The following is a 24,216-nucleotide window of genomic DNA, read 5'->3' on the forward strand; positions in this document are numbered from 1 at the left end:
GGCACATAACATGGTCGCAAGAGCGCATAAAGCGCGCACCTCACATAGTAACGAGCAGCAGCTCGAGCTGGGCATTCAGGCAGCCCCTGACTTTGCTCAGCCAACGCTGTGGCAGCGTTGCAGTGACTGGTGGGCGGCCGACACTAATTTGCTCTATGACCGCGTAATTATATGGCTAAGCCTAACCCTCATCGCTATTGGTTTGATCATGGTTAGCTCGGCCTCGTTCCCAGCCGCAGAGCGTCTAACGGGGAACCCGTTTCACTTTGTGTTGCGGCATGGTTTGTACGTGTTGTTAGGGCTGAGTTTGCTGTTTACCGTGATGCAAATACCGATTGGTTGGTGGCACAACGGTAGTGGCGTGCTATTGCTGATTTCACTCGGCATGTTGGCCACGGTGTTGGTTATAGGTCATGAAGTAAACGGCGCCAAGCGTTGGATAAAATTCGGCCCGCTGACATTGCAAGTGGCTGAGGTCGCTAAGTTATTCTTTGTGATTTATATGTCGAGCTATCTCACCCGTCGAGTCGATGAAGTGCAAGACAACATGCGCGGCTTCTTGAAGCCTATGGTGGTGCTGTTCTTATTCGCGGTACTGTTGTTATCGCAGCCCGACTTCGGCTCATTAGTCGTGATGACCTGTATTGTCATTGGCATGTTGTTTTTGGCAGGCGCCAGAATTTGGCAATTTTTTGCGGTGATGATGGTATTAGTCAGCGGCATGGTGCTGTTAATTGTCAAAGAGCAGTATCGCATGCGCCGTATCTTATCCTTTATGGACCCTTGGCAAGACCCGTTTGGTAGCGGTTATCAGCTAACGCAGTCGCTGATGGCGTTCGGTCGTGGAGACTGGTTCGGTCAAGGCCTCGGCAATAGCATACAAAAACTCCAGTACTTACCAGAGGCGCACACTGACTTCATCATGGCCGTTGTCGGCGAAGAGCTTGGCTTCTTTGGTATTATCTTGGTGCTGGTGCTGTCATTTGCGCTAGTGCTGCGTACTATGCAGCTTGGCCGCAAAGCCTTGGTTGCCGGACATCAGTATGGTGGTTTTGCCGCCTACGGCATTGGTATTTGGTTTGCGTTTCAGGCCATGGTGAACATTGGTGCGGCAATTGGTTTACTACCCACGAAGGGGCTTACCCTGCCATTAATTAGCTACGGCGGCACCAGCTTATTGATTAGCTGTATTGCTGTGGGCATATTGTTACGCCTCGATTATGAAGTACGAGTCAGCCAAGTGAAAGTGGCGCCGCGGCGACGCACCACGGCGCGCTCACCTGCCAAAGCCGGAGGTGCAGCATGAACCGTATCATGATTGCCGCTGCAGGTACCGGTGGCCACGTTTTTCCTGCATTGGCGGTGGCCGAACAGTTGCGTAGTTATGGCTGGCAAGTGGTGTGGCTTGGCACCACCGAGCAACGCTTAGAAAGTCGCGTGGTACCGCAAGCTGGGTTCAAATTAGAGCAAATAGCCATGCAAGGTGTTCGCGGCCATGGTTTGGTACGCAAATTAACGATGCCTTGGCGCTTATTCAAAGCGTTTCTACAATGCCGCAAGTTGCTAAAACAACATCAGTCACAGTTGCTGTTGTCGTTTGGTGGCTATGTGTGTGGGCCGGCAGGTTTAGCTGCGCGCTCACTAGGTGTGCCATTGTTGGTGCACGAGCAAAATGCGGTGGCCGGCATGACCAATAAGTTACTCGCGCGCTTTGCTGATCACGTCATGGTTGGCTTTGCTGCCGCGAAAGCACAATTGCCGCGGGCCGAAGTGACCGGTAATCCACTGCGCGCAGCCTGGTTGCAACCGGTGCCGGAGCAACCGCGGCAGGGCTTACGCGTGCTCATTGTCGGCGGTAGCCTAGGGGCGCAAGCCTTAAATGAATCGGTGCCCGCTGCGGTTGCACAGTTGCCTGAGCCCTTACTGCAGCAATTAACCGTGCAGCATCAATGTGGCCAAGGCCGTGTGGAAGCCGTACAAGCTGCATACCAGAGCACGCAAGTACAAGTGCAGGTGGATGAGTTTATAACTGACATGCACAGCGCATACAGCAACGCCGATGTAGTGATTTGTCGAGCTGGCGCATTGACTGTGGCTGAACTTGCAGTGGTTGGCACACCAGCTATTTTTGTGCCCTTACCGCACGCTGTTGATGATCATCAAACCGCCAATGCCGGTGAGCTAGTTCATGCCGAGGCGGCACGGTTGTTGCCACAAAGCGAATTAGTCCAAATAGCCCCTTTGGTAGCATTACTCAGCGAACTGCTAAGTGATGCTGAATTGCGCTCAACGATGCGGAAAAATGCCAAGCATGCAGCGTACCCAGCGGCCACTGAAGCCGTGGTGAACCAATGCGAACGCTGGGCGAACCCAGAACAATTAAAGGTAGGCAGTAAATCATGAGTGAAATGAGTCGTCATCAATACTTTCAAGGCCACCCGCCGCTTATGCGTCGTGTGTCACGTATCCATTTTTTGGGTATAGGTGGCGCGGGCATGGCCGGTATTGCGGAAGTACTGTTGAATCAAGGCTATGCCATTAGCGGCTCAGACATGGCCGAAAGCGCGAATACCTCGCGTTTGCGAGAGTTAGGTGCAACCGTGTTTATTGGCCACCATGCGGCAAACATCAAAGATGCCAATGTTATGGTTGTTTCTTCCGCCATTAAAGCCGACAACCCAGAAGTTATTGCCGCAAAAGAACAGAATGTTCCTATTGTGCGCCGGGCAGAAATGCTGGCTGAACTTATGCGTTTTCGTTACGGCATTGCTGTTGCTGGAACGCATGGCAAAACCACCACCACCAGCTTGATTGCGAGTTTATTTGCAGCCGATGAGCGCGACCCAACCTTTGTTATTGGTGGGCTCTTAAAAGGCGCTGGTGCGAACGCACGTTTAGGTACCAGCAAATACTTGATTGCCGAGGCTGATGAGTCTGATGCATCATTCTTGCACTTGCAGCCTATGGTTTCTGTGGTGACCAACATTGAAGCCGACCACATGGACACCTATGACGGCGACTTTAATAAGCTGCTCGACACTTATTTAGAGTTTTTGCACAACTTGCCGTTTTACGGCTTGGCCGTTATGTGTGTTGACGACCCGGTAGTACGTGACTTAATTCCGCGCGTAGGCCGTCAGGTCGTGACTTATGGGTTTCATGAAGACGCCGACGTACGGGCGGATAACTACCGCCAACAGGGCGGAAAAAGCACCTTCACCGTTTACCGAGACGGCCACAAGCCGCGCGAAGTGACCGTTAATTTGCCGGGTAAACATAACGTGCTCAACGCACTAGCGGCCATTGCGGTGGCCAGTGACGAACGCCTGAACGACGATGCTATTTTTGCGGCACTTGAGCAATTTGGTGGTATAGGTCGTCGCTTTGAGCACTTAGGCGCATTTGCCCGCGTTCACGATGGCCAACAAGGCGACGTATTGCTGGTGGATGATTACGGTCACCACCCGTCGGAAGTGGCTGCAACTATTGCCGCGGCGCGTGCCGGTTGGCCTGAGCGGCGTATCGTGATGGCCTTTCAACCGCATCGTTATTCACGTACCCGTGACTTATTTGATGACTTTGCTGCCGTACTTAGTGAAGTTGATGTGTTGCTGTTGCTTGACGTCTACAGCGCTGGCGAGGCGCCGGTAACCGGTGCCGATAGTCGTGCCTTAGCGCGGGCCATTCGTTTGCGCGGAAAAATAGAACCTATCTATGTCGGTGATCGCAGCGAGTTGTACACCGTGCTTGCTGACGCTCTTCGCCCGAATGACCTTTTGCTGGCGCAAGGCGCCGGTAATATTACCGCTATTGCGCGTGACTTAGTCGCGACTGAATTAGCACCAACGGCATTACGAGAAAAAGCTAAATCACTCGAAGGAGAACAAAGCGCATGAGTCAGGGCAATTCGTTCGGCAAGGTTGCCGTGTTGTGTGGCGGCCATTCAGCAGAGCGCGAAGTATCGTTGCGCTCTGGGCAAACCGTACTTGCAGCGTTACAGCAGCAAGGCATTGACGCCCATGCGTTTGACCCCGCAGAGCAGCCGTTAACGGCACTTCTTAGCGAACAATTTGCGCGCGCCTTTGTTGTGTTGCACGGGCGTGGCGGTGAAGACGGCACCATTCAAGGTGCATTGCAGTACTTGGGCATTCCATATACCGGCAGCGGCGTGTTAGGGTGCGCGCTAGCTATGGATAAAGTAAGAACCAAGCAGGTCTGGCAAGCGGCTGGGCTACCGGTTGCACCAAGCGCCGTTATTACGCGCGACAAAGCGGTCGACTGGCTAGGATTAATTGACGAGCTTGGTGGCAAAGTCATGGTCAAGCCGGCTCAAGAAGGCAGCAGTATTGGTATGAGCCCTGCTAACAGCGCCGAAGAATTAGAACAAGCAGTCGCTTTAGCGCACCGTTATGACAATGAAGCTTTGGTCGAAAGCTGGTTAAGTGGGCCAGAGTATACGGTTTCTATATTAGGAGACCAGGCATTACCAGCGATACGGGTGCAGTCGACCCACGAATTTTATGACTATGACGCCAAGTACCAAGCGGGTGATACGCAGTACCATTGTCCAGCCGGTTTGTGTGAACTGGAAGAGCGCGCGTTAGAGCAGTTAGCCGTAACCGCGTTTCGTGCACTAGGCGGTCGCGGCTGGGGCCGTATTGATGTGATGTGTGACAAAGACGGAAACTTTAAATTGCTTGAAGCCAATATGGTTCCGGGCATGACCACAAAAAGCTTAGTGCCAATGGCGGCGAAAGCAGTGGGCTTAAGTTTTGAGCAATTAGTGCTACGCATACTCGAACAAAACGAGGTGTAAGGTGGCGGCGGTACGCTGGCAGTTTTGGCTAGGTTTTAGCTTTTTTATCAGCGTAATCGTCGGAGCGATAGCGGGAGCCGTGTCGTTGTATTACGTGGCCATGGATGCCAACGAGGTACCGTTAAAACGTTTGGTGGTGCAGGGCGAACTGCATTATCTAGACCGCACCGAGGTGCGACAAGCGTTAGCCGGTGAGCCGTTAGGGAGTTTCTTCTCGGCTGATGTGGATGTGATTCGCCAGCGTTTAGAGGCACATCCTTGGATAGCACAGGCTTCGGTGCGCAAAGAATGGCCCGACATATTACGGGTGTTTGTCGTAGAGCAACAACCGCTAGGGCACTGGAACGAACAACAACGACCAAACGCACTAGTAACCCGTGATGGCACGGTGTTTGAGGTCGATAAAACAGAGATAGACGTGCTATTGCCGAAGTTATTTGGGCCCGAGCACGCAGTGAAAGAAACCGTTGAGCAATATCAGCAAGTGCATGAGTTGCTTGAACTAAACGGCCACACAGTGGTGGCGTTAACCTTAACGGAGCGGTTTGCGGTAGACGTTGAGTTAATGTCAGGCATTAAGCTGCATATTGGCCGCGAAGGTTTATTGGAACGAGTACAGCGATTTATTGACTTGTTCCCGACAATTATTCGGCACCAAACACAGCCGATAGATTATGTCGATTTACGTTATGACACCGGCGTTGCGGTGGCCTGGAAACAATCATAGAAACAGAGTTAGAAAGCACAACAAGCGGACATAAAAAGAGAGCATAAAAACATGTCAAAAGCAGCAGAACGCAACATGGTCGTAGGGCTAGATATAGGCACCAGTAAGGTGGTTGCGCTAATTGGCGAGGTAATGCCAGACGCGGAAATTAGCGTTATTGGCGTTGGCGCGGCAGCTGCGCGTGGCATGGATAAAGGCGGTGTGAACGACTTAAACCTGGTGGTGCAGTCTATTCAACGTGCCGTCGAAGAAGCAGAACTGATGGCCGATTGTCGTGTGGCTTCGGTGTATTTGAACATATCTGGCCGCCATATTGCCTGCCAAAATGAGTCAGGCATGGTGCCGATTAACGAAGCTGAAGTGACTCAAGATGACGTGGACAGCGTAATTCATGCGGCTAAGTCGGTGCCCATTGCGCAAGAGCGCCGCATTTTGCATGTATTACCGCAAGAATTCATTATCGACTCGCAAGAAAGCATTAAAAGCCCGATTGGCATGTCAGGCGTGCGTATGGAAGCCAAAGTGCACATTATCACCTGCGCCAACGACATGGCGAAGAACATTGTCAAAGCGGTGGAGCGTTGTGGCTTAACCGTTGACCGATTAATTTTCTCGGCGTTGGCTTCTAGCTACTCGGTGCTTACTGAAGACGAGAAAGATCTCGGCGTGGCCTTAGTTGATATGGGCGCCGGCACTATTGATATCAATATTTATACCGGCGGCGTACTGCGCCACACGGCGGTAATTCCGGCAGCGGGTAATCAGGTAACCAGCGATATAGCGAAAATATTCCGCACCCCGCTGAACCATGCCGAAGAAATTAAAACCAAGTATGCATGTGCGCTGCGCGAGTTAGTGAGCAAAGACGACAACATTGAAGTGCCGTCAGTAGGCGGGCGCCCATCGCGCACCATGCAACGTCATATTTTGGCCGAAGTGGTCGAGCCGCGTTATCAAGAATTATTTGAATTAATTCGCGATCAAATAAACCAAAGCGGCTTAGAAGATCAAATTGCAGCAGGTATTGTGCTAACCGGTGGCTGCGGCCGCATGGAAGGCGCCATTGAATTTGCTGAAGAAATATTTCAAATGCCAGTGCGCTTAGGTGAGCCACTGGGTATGCAAGGCTTGAGCGATTACGTGCAAGACCCAACCTACGCAACAGCGGTTGGCTTGCTACGTTATGGCCAGGAAGATGTCCAAAACCGCCAACAAGAAGCGAGCACAACAAACGTCATAGGTATGGGGAAACGTTTGCTGAGCTGGTTTAAAGGCGAATTTTAAGCAAAACAACGTTTTGGATATTTGTTAAGGGGTTGTACAATAAGCAGGTTAAAGGAGAAACAACATGTCTGAAGTATTCGAAGTAGTCGACAACTTTGATACAGACGCGGTGATTAAAGTCATCGGCGTCGGTGGCGGCGGAGGTAACGCTGTCAAACATATGATTAATGAGTCTATTGAAGGTGTGCAATTTATTGTTGCCAACACCGATGCGCAGGCGTTGCGTAATCATGGCGCTCATTCAACTATTCAATTGGGTACCGACATCACCAAAGGCCTTGGTGCTGGCGCGAACCCAGAAATTGGTCGCCAAGCAGCCGAAGAAGCACGCGATGAAATTCGCAAGCAGCTGCAAGGTGCGGATATGGTCTTTATTGCCGCCGGTATGGGCGGTGGTACCGGTACGGGTGCGGCGCCAGTGGTGGCTGAAGTAGCACGCGAACTCGGTATTTTGACTGTGGCCGTGGTCACCAAGCCATTCCCGTTTGAAGGTCAGCGCCGTATGGCTGCGGCGAAAGAAGGTATTGACCAGTTAGCGCGCAACGTTGACTCGCTAATTACCATTCCAAACGAGAAACTTTTGAAGGTTTTAGGTAAAGGCACCAGTCTGCTAGATGCATTTGCGAAGGCAAACGACGTATTATTGGGCGCTGTACAAGGTATTTCAGACTTAATTACCCGCGACGGCCTGATCAACGTCGACTTTGCAGACGTACGTGCGGTAATGCGCGAAATGGGTACCGCCATGATGGGTACCGGTATTGCGCGTGGTGAAGACCGTGCTCAAGAAGCCGCAGAAATGGCTATCAACAGCCCACTGTTGGAAGACATCGACTTGTCGGGTGCACGTGGTGTGTTGTTGAACATTACCGCTGGCATGGACCTGAGCATGGAAGAATTTGAAATTGTCGGTAACGTGGTTAAAGGCTTCGTGTCTGAAAACGCAACAGTTATTGTTGGTACCGTGATCGATATGGATATGTCAGAAGAGTTACGCGTCACGGTTGTAGCAACCGGTATTGGTGGCGAACGAAAGCCAGATATTTCACTGGTGAACCGTCGTGAGCCAGCGCCAAGCTACGGTCAACGTACGTCTACCGCACCAAGTGCCCCGCAAGGTGGTTACAGCAATGCTGCGACAGCACGTAAAATGGAACCGGAACTTGATGACGAGCCAATGGAAGAAGACCCTGTGGTAAGCAGCAAACCAGCAGCTAAGCCTCAGGCGAATCAAGGCAAAGACATGGATTATCTGGATATTCCAGCGTTCTTACGTCGCCAAGTCGACTAATTGTCGGCAAGTCGATTAAGAACTGCTAGATGTTGCGGTTTTTTAGATAATCCGGTAAACTATTGCGCCTTTTGCTAGTCAAAAGACTCAATGGCTTCTTTGACTTTCAGATTAAGAAGAGCGGACATGATTAAACAACGTACAATCAAACAGCCTATTGCAACCACGGGTGTGGGCCTGCATAAAGGCAACAAGGTTCAGCTAACGCTGCGCCCAGCACCTGTGAATACAGGGTTGGTGTTTCGCCGTGTAGACTTGAACCCTGCGGTTGATATTCCTGCTAACGCTGAGTTAGTGCGGGATACCCGTATGTGTACCTGTCTGATCAACGATGACAACGTGCGCGTGTCGACAGTGGAGCATTTATTGGCCGCTATTGCTGCAATGGGCATCGATAACTTAATTATTGAAGTTGATAGCCATGAGATTCCGATCATGGATGGTAGCTCTCACCCCTTTATTTACCTGCTACAGAGCGCGGGCATTGAAGAGCAGGGCGCAGCGAAAAAGTTTATCAAAATCAAACAGCCTATTCGGGTTGAAGAAGACGACAAATGGGCGGAACTGTTACCCCATGACGGGTTCCGCATCGATTTTGCCATCGATTTCGAGCATCCAGCCATTGCCGACACTGGGCAAGTGGTTAGCATTGACTTTAGCAGCAGCAATTTCATCAAAGAAATTAGCCGCGCACGCACCTTTGGTTTTATGAAAGACATCGAAATGTTGCGCGCCAATAACCTTGCGTTAGGTGGCAGCTTTGACAACGCCGTAGTGCTTGATGAATTCCGTATTCTTAACAGCGACGGTTTGCGTTACGACGACGAGTTCGTGAAGCACAAAGTACTCGACGCCATTGGCGATTTATACATGGGCGGCTATGCCATTTTGGGCAACTTGCGCGCGTTTAAATCGGGCCATGCGTTAAACAACCAATTGTTGCGTGCCGTGTTGCAGAACCAAGAAGCGTGGGAATTTGTCACCTTTGACGACGAAGCCACCGCGCCTATTGCGTTCGCCACCCCAGCCTTGGCTTAATTCGGCGTAGCCCGGCGTTCTACGCCGGGTGGTGCGCAGCACCGTTAATCTCGACGAACATCATTGATTTCCTATCGACGAACATCACTGATATCCATTAGGCATTAACCGTGGCTACGCCACGTCCCGGCGTAAAACGCCGGGCTACAGCTCATACTTATCGGCCAGTGCCAATAGCTGCGAGCGTAGCGGTTCTTCGCATAATTCCGCTTGTTCACGCAGCTTTCTTACGGCTTCGTTTTCTTTCGGAGCTTCAGGCTTCGTCTCTATAATGTCTGTTTTTTGAACAGCTTGCAGTGCGGTTTGCGCACTGGCATGAGTGCCTGGCCGCACCCGCACTTCCAAGTCAGTGATCGGTAACGTAGATCCTGACTGAAAATACGTTATAATGCGACCTTGCTGTTGTTTTAGCCGGCTGGCTAATGCCGCTGATGAAACTTCTAGCACGAGGGTGTGAGCACGAACAGACACCACTTTACAATGTGCCAACATAGGCGACAGCTGCAATGCATCAAAACAATGTTGCAATTGCTGTTGCCAGAGTTGGTATTGCTCGGTAAAGTCTGTAAAACGCGCTAAGCGTTGACGGCCGAACAATTGTTGTATATCGCGTGGTCGTTTACGTGCCATAAATAATAATACGCAGCGAGAGATTGCATGAGTTTAACAGTCTTCTACCGAGGCTCCAAAGTAAAATTCAGCTTCGAGCTAAGCCGTCGACGGATGTTGTCGCTGGCCGGCCTAGCTGCGCTTGGTGCGGTGGCGTTGGCAAAACCATGGGCACCGGCACAACTTGACGTGAAAGCCGCGCAAGCAAAAATTAACGACGAGAAGATTGCACTTGCCGCCCAGCAAGAGGTTGTTCGTGAGCTTAAAAACGAAACAGAAAAAAAGCTTACCGCAATGACTATTTATTTAGGCGAAATGCAATCGCAGCTTCGTCGCTTAGATGCACTTGGGCAGCGTTTAGCTTCTGTTGCCGATCTCGACAACGGTGAATTTGCGTTTACCGAATCTCAAGGCGATATCATGGGTGGCCCTGAGGCGTCCATTTTAGATGCGCCACGTGTTGATGGCCGTGATGTTATTGAGCAAATCGAAAACATGATGGGCCAGCTGTCAGATAAACAAAAACAGCTTGCCCTACTTGAGTCTGTGATGATGAGTCACCATATCTCAGCAGAGAGCTATATAGCGGGCCGTCCAATTGAGTCCGGTTGGCTATCGTCGCAGTATGGTATTCGTAAAGACCCATTTAACGGTCAGCCAGCCATGCACAAAGGCTTAGACTTCGCCAGCCTTGAAGAAGGCGCCGGTGTGTTTGCTACTGGGGCTGGTGTGGTGACTTGGGCCGGCGAGCGCTCAGGTTACGGTAAACTTATTGAGATTGACCACGGCGGCGGTTTAAAAACCCGTTATGGTCATAGTAAAGAATTGTTGGTGAAAGAAGGCGATGTGGTAACGCGCGGCCAGAGAATTGCGCTTATCGGCAGTACTGGGCGCTCGACGGGGCCTCATGTTCATTACGAAGTACTGCGTAATAATCGTCAAATCGACCCATACAAATTTGTCTATCGTGACGCTGACTAAGCGTCACGGTTGTTACAACAGGAACTAAAACTCACATGTTAGGTAGTCTATTTCGTAAGGTATTTGGTAGCCGCAACGACCGTATCCTCAAAGGTCTGCAGAAAAAAGTTCAACAAATCAACGCCATCGAGCCCGAATTTGAAGCGCTCAGCGACGAAGAACTCAAGCAAAAAACAGTCGAATTTAAGCAGCGTATTGAACAGGGCGCCAACTTAGACGATTTGCTGGTTGAAGCTTTTGCCACCGTACGTGAAGCATCAAAACGCGTATTCAATATGCGCCATTTTGATGTGCAGCTGGTTGGCGGCATGATCTTAAACGACAACCGCATTGCTGAAATGCGCACCGGTGAAGGTAAAACCTTAACCGCCACCTTGTCGGCCTACCTGAATGCATTAAGCGGCAAAGGCGTGCACATTGTTACTGTGAACGACTACTTGGCACGTCGTGACGCGGAAACCAACCGCCCGCTGTTTGAGTTCCTTGGCCTAACCGTAGCGTTTAATATTCCGGGTATGAACCCGCAAGATAAACGCGCAGCCTACGCGGCCGATATCACTTACGGTACCAACAACGAGTTCGGCTTTGACTACCTGCGCGACAACATGGCGTTTAGCCCGCAAGATCGCGTGCAGCGCGACTTAAACTACGCCATTGTCGATGAAGTTGACTCCATCTTAATTGACGAAGCGCGTACGCCATTGATTATTTCTGGCGCCGCTGAAGACAGCTCGGACATGTACATTAAAATGAATGACATTGTGCCGTTGCTGCAACAGCAAGAAAAAGAAGACACCGAAGAAGAGCGTGGTGAAGGCGACTTCACTATCGACGAGAAGTCGAAACAAGTGCACATGACTGAAAACGGTCAAGAGCACGTGGAAGAAATTCTAAAAGAACGCGGCATGCTTGCTGAAGATGACTCGTTGTTCTCAGCAGCAAATATTACCCTGCTGCACCACGTGAACGCGGCATTGCGCGCGCATCATTTATTCCAGAAAGACGTCGATTACATTGTCAAAGACGACCAAATTGTCATTGTTGATGAGCACACCGGCCGTACCATGGAAGGCCGTCGTTGGTCTGAAGGTTTACACCAAGCCATTGAAGCTAAAGAAGGTGTGAAAATTCAGAATGAAAACCAAACGTTAGCGTCTATTACCTTCCAGAACTATTTCCGTTTGTACACCAAGCTAGCGGGTATGACGGGTACTGCAGACACTGAAGCTTTCGAATTCCAATCAATTTATGGCTTAGAAACGGTTGTTATTCCAACCAACCGACCAATGATTCGTGATGACCGTGCCGATTTAATCTTTATTAGCGCGGAAGAAAAATACGAAGCCATTGTGGCTGACATTGAAGAATGTCGTACAGCCAAGCGTCCAGTGCTAGTGGGTACCATTTCGATTGAGTCTTCAGAGTTGCTGTCACGCTTGTTGAAGAAAAAGAAAATTCCACATAACGTGTTGAACGCTAAGTTTCACGCCCGTGAGGCCGAAATTGTTGCACAAGCCGGCTTGCCAGGCGCGGTAACAATTGCCACCAACATGGCCGGTCGTGGTACCGATATTGTTTTGGGTGGTAACTTACAAACTGAAATTTCAGAGTTAAAAGAGCCAACGCCAGAAAAAATTGAGCAAGTGAAAGCGGCATGGCAAGAGCGTCATGATGCCGTCATTGAAGCCGGTGGCTTGCATATTATTGGCACCGAGCGTCATGAATCACGCCGCATAGATAACCAGCTTCGAGGCCGTTCAGGTCGTCAAGGTGACCCAGGTTCATCACGTTTTTATCTGTCACTTGAAGACTCACTCATGCGTATGTTTGCGTCAGATCGCATGGCGACCATGATGAAGCGCCTTGGTATGAAACGTGGCGAAGCCATTGAACACCCGTGGGTAAGCCGCGCCATTGAAAACGCGCAGCGCAAAGTAGAAGGTCGCAACTTCGATATTCGTAAGCAATTGCTCGAATACGATGACGTAGCAAACGACCAACGCAAAGTGGTTTACGAGCAACGTAACGAGTTGCTTGACGAAGGCGACATTTCAGAAACCATTACGGTTATTCGTGAAGACGTTATCGAGCGTGTCATTAACGAGTACATTCCACCAGGCTCACTGATTGAAATGTGGGATGTTCCGGGCTTAGAAGAGCGTTTGCGCGCTGATTTCGCAGTCGACTTGCCAGTGGGTAAATGGCTGGACGAAGACGCCAAAATGCACGAAGAAATTTTACGCGAGCGTATTCTTGAGTCGTTAGTAACCGCGTACAAAGAAAAAGAAGAGATGGTTGGCGAGCAGGTATTACGTCAGTTTGAAAAGACCATCATGCTACAAAGCCTAGACATGCACTGGAAAGAGCACTTGGCGGCCATGGACCACTTGCGTCAAGGTATTCATTTACGTGGCTACGCCCAGAAGAACCCGAAACAAGAATACAAGCGTGAAGCCTTTGAATTATTTGCAGACATGCTTGAGGCCTTGAAGCTTGAAGTGATCACTATTTTAAGCAAAGTGCGCGTGCGTGCCGAAGAAGACGTTGAAGCTGTAGAAGCTAAGCGCCGTGCGGCCGAAGCTGCACAGCAGAAAGAGTTTCAGCACCAAGGCACGCCAACCAGTGGCACTGAAAGTGCAGCAGCTCCAGGCCCAGCGCAAGCGAAGCCAGATGTAGGCCGCAATGAGCCATGCCCATGTGGTTCAGGTAAAAAATACAAACATTGTCATGGCAAAATCTAAACGCGTACACGTGGCTGTTGGGGTGATACAAAACCCCGACGGCGCGGTGTTTATCAGCCGTCGGCATGCCCATTTGCATCAAGGTGACAAATGGGAGTTTCCGGGCGGTAAGGTTGAAGCCAACGAAGACGTTTTCCAAGCCTTGTGCCGCGAATTGCACGAAGAGTGTAATATTGCGGTGCAGCAAGCCTCGCCGTTAACCGCCATAAGCTTTGATTACCCCGACAAGCAGGTGTTACTGGATGTGTGGATGGTGACGGGGTTTAGTGGTGATGTGCGCCAAAAAGAGGGGCAAGAATGGGTGTGGGTACCCGTGCATCAGCTTGATGCTTACCAGTTTCCAGCCGCCAATGTGGCTATTATTGAATGCTTGCAAGACTGTTTACGCCGCAACCCTTAAGGGCAAAGCGCTAGACCAAATTCAATATCTTGATCAAACGACGCGCGGCCATGTTCGGGTTCGTAGCGCAAAAACCGAATATTAAATCGTTGCTTGTGCCCAGAAATAACTGGGTAGGCAGGTAAGTCAGCGCTTACTCTTATGCGCAGTAAGCTTAACGGCTCGGTACTTTCTTGCAGCATACCGTTTACCGCAGTAACCCGCTCAAAGCGAGCCTGACCGCGCATCAACTCTAACTCTAAGGTAAGCCCAGAAACTAATACGGCTAGCTCATTCCACCAGCGTGCACTGTCATTGTCACGTACCTGCTGTGGCTGATTCAGCCAAAAATGTAACTGCGGCACGTCGAAGTTACAGGTACCACCTGGCATTGCAAAACGCTGACGAATAGCGCTGAGCAAACGGTCTTGCTTCAAACTGCTGCCCACGCGGTTTAGCGGCTGAATAGCCGCCAATGCTCGGTTAACCTGTTCAATGGTTTGCTGCAATTGCTCTTGGTTGACGTCTGGGTGTTGTGCCCAAACCTTGAGTTGGCCTTTGCGGCGCTCAAGATCTTTTTGCACATCGGTGCGTACATCGCTACGCTCGCACAAGTCTAAAATAGCGAATAAGGCACTAAAGTAACGGGTGTAGTTTTGCTGAGTAACAGGTGTAGCAGGCTGCAACGCCTGTAAAATATGCTCAAGGCGCAGATAGGTGCGTACCCGCTCTAAAAGCGGGTATTCGTAGTCAATGGTGCCGTTATTATTATTGTTATCCATGAGCTCGGTTATGTATGTACATGAGCCTATAATAGCTGCTTATTTTGAAGTTTCAACGAGTTGCTTGTTTATTGGCAGCTAAGCGCAGGTAAAGTTCGTGTAATTTTTCAACGTGCTTGGGTAATTCTTCCACCGCGCCGTTGTTATCAATAACATTGTCGGCGGCCGCTAAACGCTGCTCGCGGCTGGCTTGGGCGGCAATAATGGCCTGTACTTGTTCTGCATTGGTATTATCACGCGATGCTGTGCGCGCTATTTGCGTCGCTTCACTAACATCGACGACCAGCACCCGGTCGCATAATTGCGTTAGGCGGTTTTCAATCAATAATGGTGCAGACAAAATCACGTAAGGTGATTGAGCTTGCGCCACTTGTTGTAACAACTGTTCGCGCACCAGTGGGTGGGTTAGGTTATTTAGCCAGGTTTTGTCTTCAGGGTGAGCAAAAATGCGCTCGCGTAACCAAGAACGGTTTAAACCACCATCTGGCTGTAATGCTTGCTCGCCAAAACGCTGTTTAACCGCTTCAAGCGCCGCAGAACCGGGGTTCATCATGCCGCGCGCAATAACGTCCGCATCAACCACATCAATACCTTGCTGGTAGAATAGGTCGGTGACTGTGGTTTTGCCGCTACCAATGCCGCCTGTAACGCCGACTACAAACATTAGCCGTGCACCCAATTCAGGTAGCTGCTCAGCAACTCTTCGCCCCACAGCATGGCAATAACGCCGCCGCAGATCAAAAATGGTCCAAATGGAATCGGTTGTCCTTGCTTGTTGCGATTAATTTGTTGCCAAATAATACCAATCACGGCACCGCTGGCGGCCGATGCAATAACCGTAACTGGTAGCATTTGGTAACCATGCCATGCGCCAAAGGCTGCTAGCAGCTTAAAGTCGCCATAGCCCATACCTTCCTTGCCGGTCAGCAATTTAAATGCCCAGTAAACGCTCCACAGCGCTAAATAACCGGCCATGGCACCAATCACGGCGTCTTGCAGCGGTATGTGGCCGCTATAAATGGCAAAACCTAGCCCTGTCCACAGCATCAGGTAGGTCATTTGGTCGGGCAGCAGCATGTGGTCTGCATCAATAAAGAACATGCTAATGAGCAAGCAAGCTAACCACAAATACACGAAGGTGGTGAAGGTGAAGCCGAGTTGCCAAACTACTGTGGCGAAGATCACGCCGGTTAGCAGTTCGATGGCTGGATAACGTGCGCTAATTTTTGTGTGGCAAGCGCGGCATTTGGCTTTAAGCACTAGCCAGCTAATAACTGGAATATTGTCATACCACTTAATGGCGGTTTTGCATGTCGGGCAATGTGAGCCGGGCGTCGCTAAATTGAATTTGTCTTGTGCTTCGGGCGTGATACCGCTGACTTCTGCACACTCTTTTTGCCATTGGCGCTGCATCATCACCGGAAAGCGGCCAATAACCACGTTTAAAAAGCTGCCCACCACGAGGCCCAAAGCAAGGCCGAAGGCCGTTACCCAAGCCGTGTGGGCGGGGTAGTCTAAAATCAATTCCATTTGTTTATCCTACTACTTGGCCAAGTGAGAAGATTGGCAAGTACATGGCGACAATCAAACCACCTACAAGCACACCTATCACCACCATGATCATCGGTTCAAGCAGCGCGGTTAAGTTATCCACTAAGTCGTCCACTTCGCGCTCATATATACTGGCGACTTTAGCTAGCATATCATCGAGTGAGCCAGATTCTTCCCCAATAAACACCATTTGTTCTGCTAGGGTTGGAAATAAGTCTTGCGACTGCATGGCGGTATTCATTTGCATACCTGAGGTGACTTCGTCGCGAATCCGGAAAATAGCATCGCGATATACCGCGTTACCTGAGGCACCTGCGGCTGATTCTAAGGCGTTAATTAACGGCACACCGGCGGCAAAGGTGGTAGATAGCGTGCGGGCAAAGCGTGCAACCGCGGCTTTGTTGAGTATTTCTTTAATGACGGGTACTTTCAATGAAATGGCGTCGACCTTGTCGCGCAAGTTCTGGCTTTTGCCGTACGCACGCTTAAATAGCCAGCCCGCAACGATGAGCCCAGCAGCAACATATAAGAAATAAGCCTGCACAATTTCCGACAATGTCACTACAAACTGGGTCATAGCAGGCAACTCGGCACCGAAGTCTTTAAATACCGCTTCAAATTGTGGTACTACGAACACGAGCAAGATCACGGTTACCACTAGCGCCACCACAATAACCGAGGCAGGATATACCAAAGCCTTTTTGATTTTGGCTTTCAGCGCTTCTGATTTTTCGCGGTAGGTCGCAATACGATCAAAAATGGTTTCTAACGAGCCCGATTGCTCGCCGGAATCCACTAAATCACAATACAAAGTATCGAAAATAGTGGGGTGCTTACGTAACGCCGAAGCCAACGGCGAACCCGCGCCAACATCGTTAGCAATGGTGAGCATGAGGTCACGAATTTTCGGGTTTTCAACGCCTTTGGCGACCATTTCCAACGACTGCAGCAAAGGTACGCCGGCACTTAACATGGTGGCAATCTGACGGGTGAAAAGCGCGATGTCACCACCGGTTATTTTTTTATTACCAAATAGCGACTTGGCCTTCTTCTTGACGCTTTTTGGCATGACGCCTTGGTCGCGTAAGCGAGCGCGCACCGCTCGATCATTATCGGCGCGCATCAGGCCTTTTACTTTTTGGCCGCGCTTATTAATACCTGTCCATGCGAATTCGGTGATTTCCTTCACGGCTTGCGGTTTCTTCGCCATTACTGCACCTGCTTGTAAGAAAGTTAGCTAAATTATTATAGTTAGAAGTTCGTGACGCGGTTGGCTTCAGCCAAACTAATAATGCCCGCCGTTACTTTTAACAGCGCTGATTGGCGCAAAGAGTTAATACCGTCTTCGCGGGCTTGCTTGGCTATGTCTAGTGATGACGAGCCTTCCATAATCAAGTCGGCTATGTTTGGCGTAATCGGCATGACCTCGTACACACCGGTACGGCCCTTGTAACCGCCGGTACATTGGTCACAGCCCACGGCTTTAAATATGGTGTTGGTTTGAATTTGTTCTTCGCTAAAGCCTTGGCGGCGCATTTCTTCCGCGGGTAGTTTTTCTTCTGCTTTGCATTGGTTGCATAAACGGCGCGCCAAGCGCTGCGCAATAATGAGTGTGACCGAACCAGCAATGTTATAGGCCGGCACGCCCATGTTCATTAAACGGGTTAAGGTTTCCGCGGCTGAGTTGGTGTGCAAGGTCGAGAGCACCAAGTGACCGGTTTGTGCCGCTTTAATGGCGATTTCCGCGGTTTCTAGGTCACGAATCTCACCCACCATGACTACGTCGGGGTCTTGGCGCAAGAACGAGCGCAGCGCGTCGGCGAAGGTTAAGCCAGCTTTTACGTTTATTTGAACTTGGTTAATACCCACAAGGTTTATTTCTACTGGGTCTTCTGCGGTGGATATATTACGCTCTGGCGTGTTGAGTATGTTCAAGCCGGTATACAGTGATACGGTTTTACCTGAACCTGTGGGGCCGGTGACCAAAATCATACCTTGCGGTTTCTCAAGGGCCTCTTCGTAAAGCTTTTGCTGATCGGGCTCGTAACCCAGTGATTCGATACCGATCATGGCTGCCGCAGCGTCCAAAATACGCAGTACAATTTTTTCACCGTACAGCGTTGGCAGTGTACTTACCCGAAAATCAATGGCTTTGTGTTTTGAAAGTTTAAGCTTAATTCGGCCGTCTTGTGGCAAGCGGCGCTCGGCAATATCCAACTGCGACATAACCTTTAAACGCGCGGCAATACGCCCTGCAAGCTGCACGGGCGGTTTGGCAATTTCATGCAGTACGCCATCAATACGAAAACGAATGCGATATTCTTGCTCGTAGGGCTCAAAGTGCAAATCCGACGCACCGCGCTTAATGGCATCCAGCAGCATCTTGTTAATGTAAATAACAATGGGCGCATCGTTTTTAACGTCTGCACTAACCGCGCCGGTATCGTCTTGGCGCTCATCGGTGGCATCAATATCACGCAGCTCTTGCTCGTCTTCTGCGGTTACGCCAAGCGCCGATGATTCGTTTTCTAATACCGTATCAATTAATTTTTGTAACTTGTTTTCTTCCACCAACACCGCTTCGGTTTGCATGCGGGTACGAAACTGAAATTCATCCAGCGTTTCAATGCGGGTTGGGTCAGAAACCGCCACATAAAGCACGTTGCCACGCATATACAACGGCAGCGCATGGTTCTTTCGAATTAACCGTTCGTTAATGAATTCTTGCGGCAAAAAATCAGGGTTAAAGGCGTCTAGATCAAGCCACGGGGCGTTCGATTCAAGATAACAAAAGTTGGCAAGTTCGCTTGGCGAAATAAGCTTCTGTTCAACTAAACAGGCACTAAACGGCAGCTTATTTTCCCAAGCATACTCGCTGCAGCGGGTGAGTTTATCTTCAGGAATGAGTTTGTCACGCAGCAGCAGCGCCGCGAGGGAGTGATGCAGCATTATGGGTCCATTATCACTTTAAAATAAGGAGTCTCTTTCTAAACAAAAAGAGACTCCTTATACAATTAATAATTCAGCTATAGCTGGTAACTTCAAGTACGATCAAAGTTGCATACCAGATAAATTATTCCCCGCCTTCTACAGGAGTTCCTGCAGCCGGAGCTGTATCAGTGCTACAACCGTCTACACGAGTTTCTGGGAAGTCAGAACATGAGATGGTCCACTTTAAGTTTCCACCACCCGCAGTTTGAGGAGTTAACGTGATAGTTATGTAGTCACCGTCAGTATCAACAGCATCTAAAGTAGCTGTGATAGAGCCACCAGTCACATTTGCTTGACGCAAACCGTTAACAGGAGCTGGGTCACCATCCGCTGTTGCAGGAATAGCCTCAGGGATTGGAGTTACAACAGCTGGTGTTGTCCCGTCGGCACTGGCTGGAGTTGATGCGTCACAGTTATCCAACGCGCCATAAGTCTGGTAGCACATCGCAACAGTAGTTTTGTAGTTTGCCAATGCAGCTAAACCAGTAGAGGCTTTAGCACGTTGTGTGTAATCGCTGTACATAGGAATTGCAACAGCGGCCAAAATACCGATGATCGCAACAACGATCATCAACTCGATTAGGGTAAAACCTTTTTGTACTTGCGCTTTCATGAAATATCTCCCGAAAGTATTTTCGAACTTATTAGTTGTTGTTGTAGTCCATTTAAAGTAGCAACCAGATGCTTACAGCACTTGGTGGCCACCAAAAGTGAACCAAACAAGTCATCTGCATCAGCCGAAAGAACAAGTGGTATTGCTTTGTCGACATACATCGGAAAGCTACTTCAACCCACCAGACTCTAGCCTGCAGCCCCGCTATCCGCTACTTGGCTAATGCCAACTAGTTGGACCGGAGGTTTTGCGTCACCACCTCTCGGTGGCTTTGCCTTTTAAAGCGTGCCTGGCAGCTAAGCCCATTTCTGGTACTTAGTTGCGCATTGCAGTTAAAACATAGCAGAACAAATTATTTCGTCAATACCTAAAGTTTTTGAAATCTTAAAGAAAGGTCAATGGCCTGTATGTTTTTTGTTATAGCCCCAGAAGAGATAAAGTCCACTCCAGTTAATGCCAACTCTTTCAAACGCTTATCTGTTATGTTTCCGGACACTTCTAAACGGGTCTGACCTGTACGTTGTTCTACTGCTGTGTAAATATCCTGTAAAGAGAAGTTATCAAGCATGATGATATCAGCTCCGGCCTTAAGCGCATCGTCATATTCGCTTAAATTTTCGACTTCTACTTCTACCGGCTTGCCCGGATTCAACTTGCGAGCCTCTGCAATGGCTTGTGCAATGCCGCCGCAAGCCATAATGTGGTTCTCTTTTATAAGGTACGCGTCGTACAAACCAATACGATGATTAAACCCACCACCGCAGACAACGGCGTACTTTAATGCGGTGCGAAGGCCAGGAATAGTTTTGCGAGTATCCAGCAAGCGCGTGTCGCTGCCTTCTAAATGGCGTACATAATGGGCGGTAGTAGTGGCAACGCCCGACAAGGTTTGTAAAAAGTTCAAAGCCGTACGCTCGCCGGTTAAGATTACGCGGGCGGGGCCTTCAAGTTCGCACAATAAGCTCTCAGCGGCCACGTCGTCACCGTCGGCCACATGCCAAGTAACCGTCACCTCGCCACCGAGTTGCTTAAACACCTCGTTCACCCAGTCAACACCACAAATTACTGCGTCTTCACGGGTAATCACGCGAGCGTGAGCTTGCTCGCCAGCGGGAATGAGCTGCGCGGTAATGTCCAAGTCGGCAGTGAGCCCGTTCAAATCTTCCTGCAGCGCGCGCTGCACCATCTGCTCACGGTCTGCAGCCAACAAGGTAGGGTCTACTCGAGTATCCATGGGTGTGCCTTTTTATCCGGTGGTTATTTATGACTATAGTTGTTTATGACTATCAAAGTGCACCTATTGTAGGGTTGCCGCCCAGTTCTCACAAGTCAGTAGTTTTTGTTTACGACATGTTGTTTGCGACTTTTTGTTTGCGAAAGAAGCGGTACGCAAAACACGCGATGTCTTAATTTGAAAACTGTCACCGCAAAACATGCTAAAACAGTTCATTTCGCTGGCTTATGATGAATTTTTACGCTATATATCGTACAAATCGAACGAATTAAACGGTGTGACGATGAAAACGATGACAGCAAATGAAGCCAAAACCCACTTTGGAGAACTCATTATGAAGGTGCAAGGAACGCCCATAACAATTACTAAGAACAACAAGCCGGTTGCGGTGGTTATTTCCATGGAGGAATATGAAATGATTGAGGAGATGAAGCTAGCGACCCTAAAAGCTCGGTTAGAGGTTTCTTTGAGACAAGAGCAAGCCGGTGAGCTGCACGATGGTGACGCTGTATTTTCAGATATTCGTGCCGGCAAATTTGACCAATGCTGAGCTATAAATTTACTTCACAAGCCTTAGCCGATCTTATAGAGATTCGAGAATATAGCCAAAGCCATTGGGGAAGTAAGCAATCTGATACGTATAGCCAACAGATTGAAACGGCGCTTCATTTATTAAGTGAGTTTCCAGATTTAGGTAGGGTATATAGTGAATTGGATAATTCATTTAGGGGGTATTCAGTTTCCAGCCAAATCATTTTTTATCGGGTGAATAAAAATATTTTGGTTGTCCATGGCATTTTGCACCAACGAATGTTGCCTCACCGAATTCTGACTGACTCGAAAGAAAACAAATAGTTCGCTTAACCTTGTGAGAACTAAAAATGATTAAAAACGGTTGGCTTGAGCAAGCCCAAAAACGCGAGTCGCCGCATGCCGATGAGCGCCCAGACCCGAGCGATATCAGCGTATTGGTGGTGCATGGTATTAGCTTGCCGGCCGGTGAATTCGGCGGGCCTTATGTTGATGACCTTTTCATGGGCACGCTGAACCCGAACGCCCACCCAGACTTCGCTATTCTTGATGGACTGCGTGTGTCGGCGCATTGCTTTATACGCCGTAACGGCGAACTGATTCAATATGTGCCGTTTCACCGCCGCGCCTGGCATGCAGGGCGTTCAAACTACTGTGGCCGCCGCCGCTGTAATGACTTCACAATAGGTATTGAACTTGAGGGAACCGACACCACGCCCTACACTAATGAGCAGTATCAATGTTTAGCGCAAGTGGCCCGACAACTGATTGATCACTATCCGGCGCTAACGCGGCATCGTATAGTAGGGCACGAACATATTGCGCCGGTGCGCAAAACAGATCCCGGCCCAGCGTTTGATTGGAAGCGTTTCAAACAATTGTTGAACGATAATTTGACGAAGAAGGTATAAACACCCATGTACTTGTTGGCTATTTTGCTTGCTTATTCGCTTGAGCGAACGTTGGAAATTACCCGCAATTTTCATTGGCGCCGCATAATTTTGCGCTGGCAGCATTGGCAAGTGAAAAGCACGCAGCTAGAAGGCTGGCGCCAACATGACTTAGGCCAAGTGCTGTGGGCCATTATACCGGCCATCGCCATTGGCTTTGTATTACTGTTATTAAATAGCACGTTGATCACGTTTCTGGTAAGTACAGCCGGGGTGTTGCTGGCCATACAAGCGCCAGAGGCACGCAAAGCCTACAAGAAATACCTTATCGCTGAGGCCGAAGAAGACGGCGCAGAGCAAGCGCATCAATTAAAGAAACTGCAGCAAGCCGCTGGGCGCAACGAGGCAGCTCCAGTTGAACACCTGTTGTTGTGGATACACCTACGTCACTATTTTGCGGTGCTTGTTTATTTTGTGCTGTTCGGTATTACTGGCGCACTTGTTTATGCCACCTTGCGCGAGATGCGCCACAGCCGCAGCCAGCGCTGGGAGCTAGCTAACCAAATTATCAACTGGTTACCAACGCGGTTTATGACGCTTGGCTTTTTGCTGGTTGGAAACTTCTCCAAAGCAGCAGCCATTTGGCTGAACTCGGTGGGCAACAAACCACAAAACAACTTCATTGCGCTCACCAAGGTTGCTGAGCAAGCGGAAGATCTAACTGCTCTGACCACTGTTGCACTCGTAAAGCGTAACTTTTTGTTATATATCATTTTAGTGGCGATTTTGACGATTGGGGGATGGGTTTAGGCAGTTTGTGCTTGGGTTTTCACTGGCCCTGATCTAGAATATTGGTTCATTGGTATTACCAAAGGCAAAAAGCGTTATTTGTTATTCGTGCGGGCTATGCCCTGTTCGTCCGTGCTTCGCACTGTTCGAACAGCGAAGCGCACGAACAACGAAGTGTACGAACAGCGCAGCGCACGAGTAACGGGTTTCAAATGACATTTCAGCGCATTCAACAGACAAAATTATCCGATGTGATTATGGAACGCATAGAAGCCATGATCGTGGACGGAACCCTCGAAGCCGGGGCGCGGTTGCCCTCGGAGCGTGATTTGGCTGCCCAATTTTCAGTGTCGCGGCCAAGTTTACGTGAGGCCATTCAAAAACTTGAAGCGCGCGGATTAGTTGAGCGCCGTCAAGGTGGTGGCACTTACGTTTGCGATAACATGCAAGAACGCGTGGCAGAGCCATTGCTCGACTTGCTGGCGCAACACCCCGAGTCACAATTTGACTTACTTGAGTTTCGTCATGCGTTAGAGGGCATCAGCTCGTACTATGCGGCCATGCGCGGCACGCAAGCTGATTTAGAAGCCATTCAGGCGGGGTTTGCGGCGCTTAAATTAGAGCCCGGCACGGAGCTTGCCGCACAAGCGCAGGCGTTAACCGAGTTTAACTTGCGCATTACCGAAGCCTCACACAATGTGATCTTATTGCACCTAGTGCGCAGCATGTTGCCACTGTTGCAGAAAAATATTCTTCAGAACCTGCAGGACCTTGCGCACAAGCCAGGTGTCATGCAGCAATTACACGAACACCGGCAGCAGGTTGTCGCTGCCATCTCGGCTGGTGAACCCGAACAAGCGCGCGAAGCTTGTCATCAGTTGCTAGCCTATATTGAACATGCGTTGCTCACCTCGAATCGTGAACAATCACGAATTCAGCGGTCGCTACGCCGAACTCAGCAAGGGTAAG

General features: G+C 49.8%; 24 protein-coding genes and 1 riboswitch. Of the genes, 16 read left to right on the top strand and 8 right to left on the bottom strand.

Annotated elements, in window-relative coordinates:
- Positions 1-10 precede the first annotated feature (10 nt).
- The 8 genes from ftsW to lpxC all read left to right on the top strand — a co-directional run bounded on the left by ftsW (position 11) and on the right by lpxC (position 9,156).
- On the top strand, positions 11-1,306 hold the full coding sequence (gene ftsW / locus BM334_RS01310) for a cell division protein FtsW (RefSeq protein ID WP_092836831.1): 1,296 nt from the start codon (positions 11-13) through the stop codon (positions 1,304-1,306).
- Complete coding sequence (gene murG / locus BM334_RS01315; RefSeq protein ID WP_092836834.1) at positions 1,303-2,403, top strand: undecaprenyldiphospho-muramoylpentapeptide beta-N-acetylglucosaminyltransferase; 1,101 nt, start codon at positions 1,303-1,305, stop codon at positions 2,401-2,403. The genes ftsW and murG overlap by 4 nt, the downstream gene beginning before the upstream one ends.
- A complete protein-coding gene (gene murC / locus BM334_RS01320) occupies positions 2,400-3,896 on the top strand; it encodes a UDP-N-acetylmuramate--L-alanine ligase (RefSeq protein WP_092836837.1) in 1,497 nt (498 codons plus the stop codon). Before murG ends, murC begins: the two co-directional genes overlap by 4 nt.
- On the top strand, positions 3,893-4,816 hold the full coding sequence (locus BM334_RS01325; RefSeq protein WP_092836840.1) for a D-alanine--D-alanine ligase: 924 nt from the start codon (positions 3,893-3,895) through the stop codon (positions 4,814-4,816). The genes murC and BM334_RS01325 overlap by 4 nt, the downstream gene beginning before the upstream one ends.
- 1 nt (position 4,817) lies before the next feature.
- Positions 4,818-5,543: a cell division protein FtsQ/DivIB gene (locus tag BM334_RS01330; protein WP_241970880.1), complete on the top strand. Its 726-nt coding sequence runs from the start codon at positions 4,818-4,820 to the stop codon at positions 5,541-5,543.
- A 51-nt stretch (positions 5,544-5,594) separates the two neighbouring features.
- The gene (gene ftsA / locus BM334_RS01335) at positions 5,595-6,827 is read left to right on the top strand and encodes a cell division protein FtsA (protein ID WP_092836843.1); all 1,233 of its coding nucleotides are present in this window, start codon (positions 5,595-5,597) and stop codon (positions 6,825-6,827) included.
- A 64-nt stretch (positions 6,828-6,891) separates the two neighbouring features.
- Complete coding sequence (gene ftsZ, locus BM334_RS01340) at positions 6,892-8,118, top strand: cell division protein FtsZ (RefSeq protein WP_092836846.1); 1,227 nt, start codon at positions 6,892-6,894, stop codon at positions 8,116-8,118.
- 126 nt (positions 8,119-8,244) lie between these two features.
- A complete protein-coding gene (lpxC, locus tag BM334_RS01345; protein WP_092836849.1) occupies positions 8,245-9,156 on the top strand; it encodes a UDP-3-O-acyl-N-acetylglucosamine deacetylase in 912 nt (303 codons plus the stop codon).
- Between the two features lie 144 nt (positions 9,157-9,300).
- Here the strand turns inward: lpxC and BM334_RS01350 are convergent, their stop codons facing one another.
- Complete coding sequence (locus BM334_RS01350) at positions 9,301-9,786, bottom strand: DciA family protein (protein ID WP_055439283.1); 486 nt, start codon at positions 9,784-9,786, stop codon at positions 9,301-9,303.
- 27 nt (positions 9,787-9,813) lie between these two features.
- On the opposite strand from BM334_RS01350, the gene BM334_RS01355 reads away from it, so the two are divergent.
- From BM334_RS01355 to mutT, 3 genes are read left to right on the top strand one after another with little or no spacing between them, the layout of a single operon-like run.
- Complete coding sequence (locus BM334_RS01355; protein ID WP_092836852.1) at positions 9,814-10,746, top strand: M23 family metallopeptidase; 933 nt, start codon at positions 9,814-9,816, stop codon at positions 10,744-10,746.
- Between the two features lie 35 nt (positions 10,747-10,781).
- The gene (gene secA, locus BM334_RS01360; RefSeq protein ID WP_092836855.1) at positions 10,782-13,487 is read left to right on the top strand and encodes a preprotein translocase subunit SecA; all 2,706 of its coding nucleotides are present in this window, start codon (positions 10,782-10,784) and stop codon (positions 13,485-13,487) included.
- Positions 13,474-13,887: an 8-oxo-dGTP diphosphatase MutT gene (mutT, locus tag BM334_RS01365; RefSeq protein WP_092836857.1), complete on the top strand. Its 414-nt coding sequence runs from the start codon at positions 13,474-13,476 to the stop codon at positions 13,885-13,887. Before secA ends, mutT begins: the two co-directional genes overlap by 14 nt.
- Here mutT and zapD read toward each other — a convergent pair.
- The 7 genes from zapD to nadC all read right to left on the bottom strand — a co-directional run bounded on the left by zapD (position 13,884) and on the right by nadC (position 21,037).
- Positions 13,884-14,648 carry a cell division protein ZapD gene (gene zapD, locus BM334_RS01370; RefSeq protein WP_092836860.1) on the bottom strand — a complete coding sequence of 255 codons (765 nt, stop codon included), beginning with the start codon at positions 14,646-14,648 and terminating at the stop codon, positions 13,884-13,886. The two genes, mutT and zapD, sit on opposite strands and share 4 nt — an antisense overlap.
- A 52-nt stretch (positions 14,649-14,700) precedes the next feature.
- Positions 14,701-15,312, bottom strand: a complete 612-nt coding sequence (gene coaE / locus BM334_RS01375) for a dephospho-CoA kinase (RefSeq protein ID WP_092836863.1) — start codon at positions 15,310-15,312, stop codon at positions 14,701-14,703.
- Positions 15,312-16,178 carry a prepilin peptidase gene (locus tag BM334_RS01380; RefSeq protein WP_092836866.1) on the bottom strand — a complete coding sequence of 289 codons (867 nt, stop codon included), beginning with the start codon at positions 16,176-16,178 and terminating at the stop codon, positions 15,312-15,314. The genes coaE and BM334_RS01380 overlap by 1 nt, the downstream gene beginning before the upstream one ends.
- Positions 16,179-16,182: 4 nt before the next feature.
- On the bottom strand, positions 16,183-17,409 hold the full coding sequence (locus tag BM334_RS01385; protein ID WP_092836869.1) for a type II secretion system F family protein: 1,227 nt from the start codon (positions 17,407-17,409) through the stop codon (positions 16,183-16,185).
- 41 nt (positions 17,410-17,450) lie between these two features.
- Complete coding sequence (gene pilB / locus BM334_RS01390) at positions 17,451-19,148, bottom strand: type IV-A pilus assembly ATPase PilB (protein ID WP_092836872.1); 1,698 nt, start codon at positions 19,146-19,148, stop codon at positions 17,451-17,453.
- A 124-nt stretch (positions 19,149-19,272) separates the two neighbouring features.
- On the bottom strand, positions 19,273-19,803 hold the full coding sequence (locus BM334_RS01395; protein WP_092836875.1) for a pilin: 531 nt from the start codon (positions 19,801-19,803) through the stop codon (positions 19,273-19,275).
- A gap of 191 nt (positions 19,804-19,994) precedes the next feature.
- Positions 19,995-20,089: riboswitch (cyclic di-GMP riboswitch) on the bottom strand.
- An 81-nt stretch (positions 20,090-20,170) separates the two neighbouring features.
- Positions 20,171-21,037 (bottom strand): carboxylating nicotinate-nucleotide diphosphorylase, encoded by an 867-nt coding sequence (gene nadC / locus BM334_RS01400; protein WP_092836878.1) that lies wholly within the window; start codon positions 21,035-21,037, stop codon positions 20,171-20,173.
- Positions 21,038-21,320: 283 nt separating this feature from the next.
- Between nadC and BM334_RS01405 the strand changes: the two genes are divergently transcribed.
- The 5 genes from BM334_RS01405 to pdhR all read left to right on the top strand — a co-directional run bounded on the left by BM334_RS01405 (position 21,321) and on the right by pdhR (position 24,215).
- The gene (locus tag BM334_RS01405) at positions 21,321-21,587 is read left to right on the top strand and encodes a type II toxin-antitoxin system Phd/YefM family antitoxin (protein WP_055439370.1); all 267 of its coding nucleotides are present in this window, start codon (positions 21,321-21,323) and stop codon (positions 21,585-21,587) included.
- Entirely contained in the window at positions 21,581-21,892 is a 312-nt protein-coding gene (locus BM334_RS12940; RefSeq protein WP_092836881.1) for a type II toxin-antitoxin system RelE/ParE family toxin, read from the top strand. Before BM334_RS01405 ends, BM334_RS12940 begins: the two co-directional genes overlap by 7 nt.
- A 26-nt stretch (positions 21,893-21,918) precedes the next feature.
- Entirely contained in the window at positions 21,919-22,479 is a 561-nt protein-coding gene (ampD, locus tag BM334_RS01415; RefSeq protein ID WP_092836884.1) for a 1,6-anhydro-N-acetylmuramyl-L-alanine amidase AmpD, read from the top strand.
- Between the two features lie 6 nt (positions 22,480-22,485).
- Positions 22,486-23,268 (top strand): regulatory signaling modulator protein AmpE, encoded by a 783-nt coding sequence (gene ampE / locus BM334_RS01420; RefSeq protein ID WP_092836887.1) that lies wholly within the window; start codon positions 22,486-22,488, stop codon positions 23,266-23,268.
- Positions 23,269-23,459: 191 nt separating this feature from the next.
- Positions 23,460-24,215, top strand: coding sequence for a pyruvate dehydrogenase complex transcriptional repressor PdhR (gene pdhR / locus BM334_RS01425; protein WP_092836891.1), 756 nt, complete (start codon positions 23,460-23,462; stop codon positions 24,213-24,215).
- Position 24,216: the final 1 nt, after the last annotated feature.

The organism is Pseudidiomarina donghaiensis (assembly GCF_900116895.1).
GTDB lineage: Bacteria > Pseudomonadota > Gammaproteobacteria > Enterobacterales > Alteromonadaceae > Pseudidiomarina > Pseudidiomarina donghaiensis.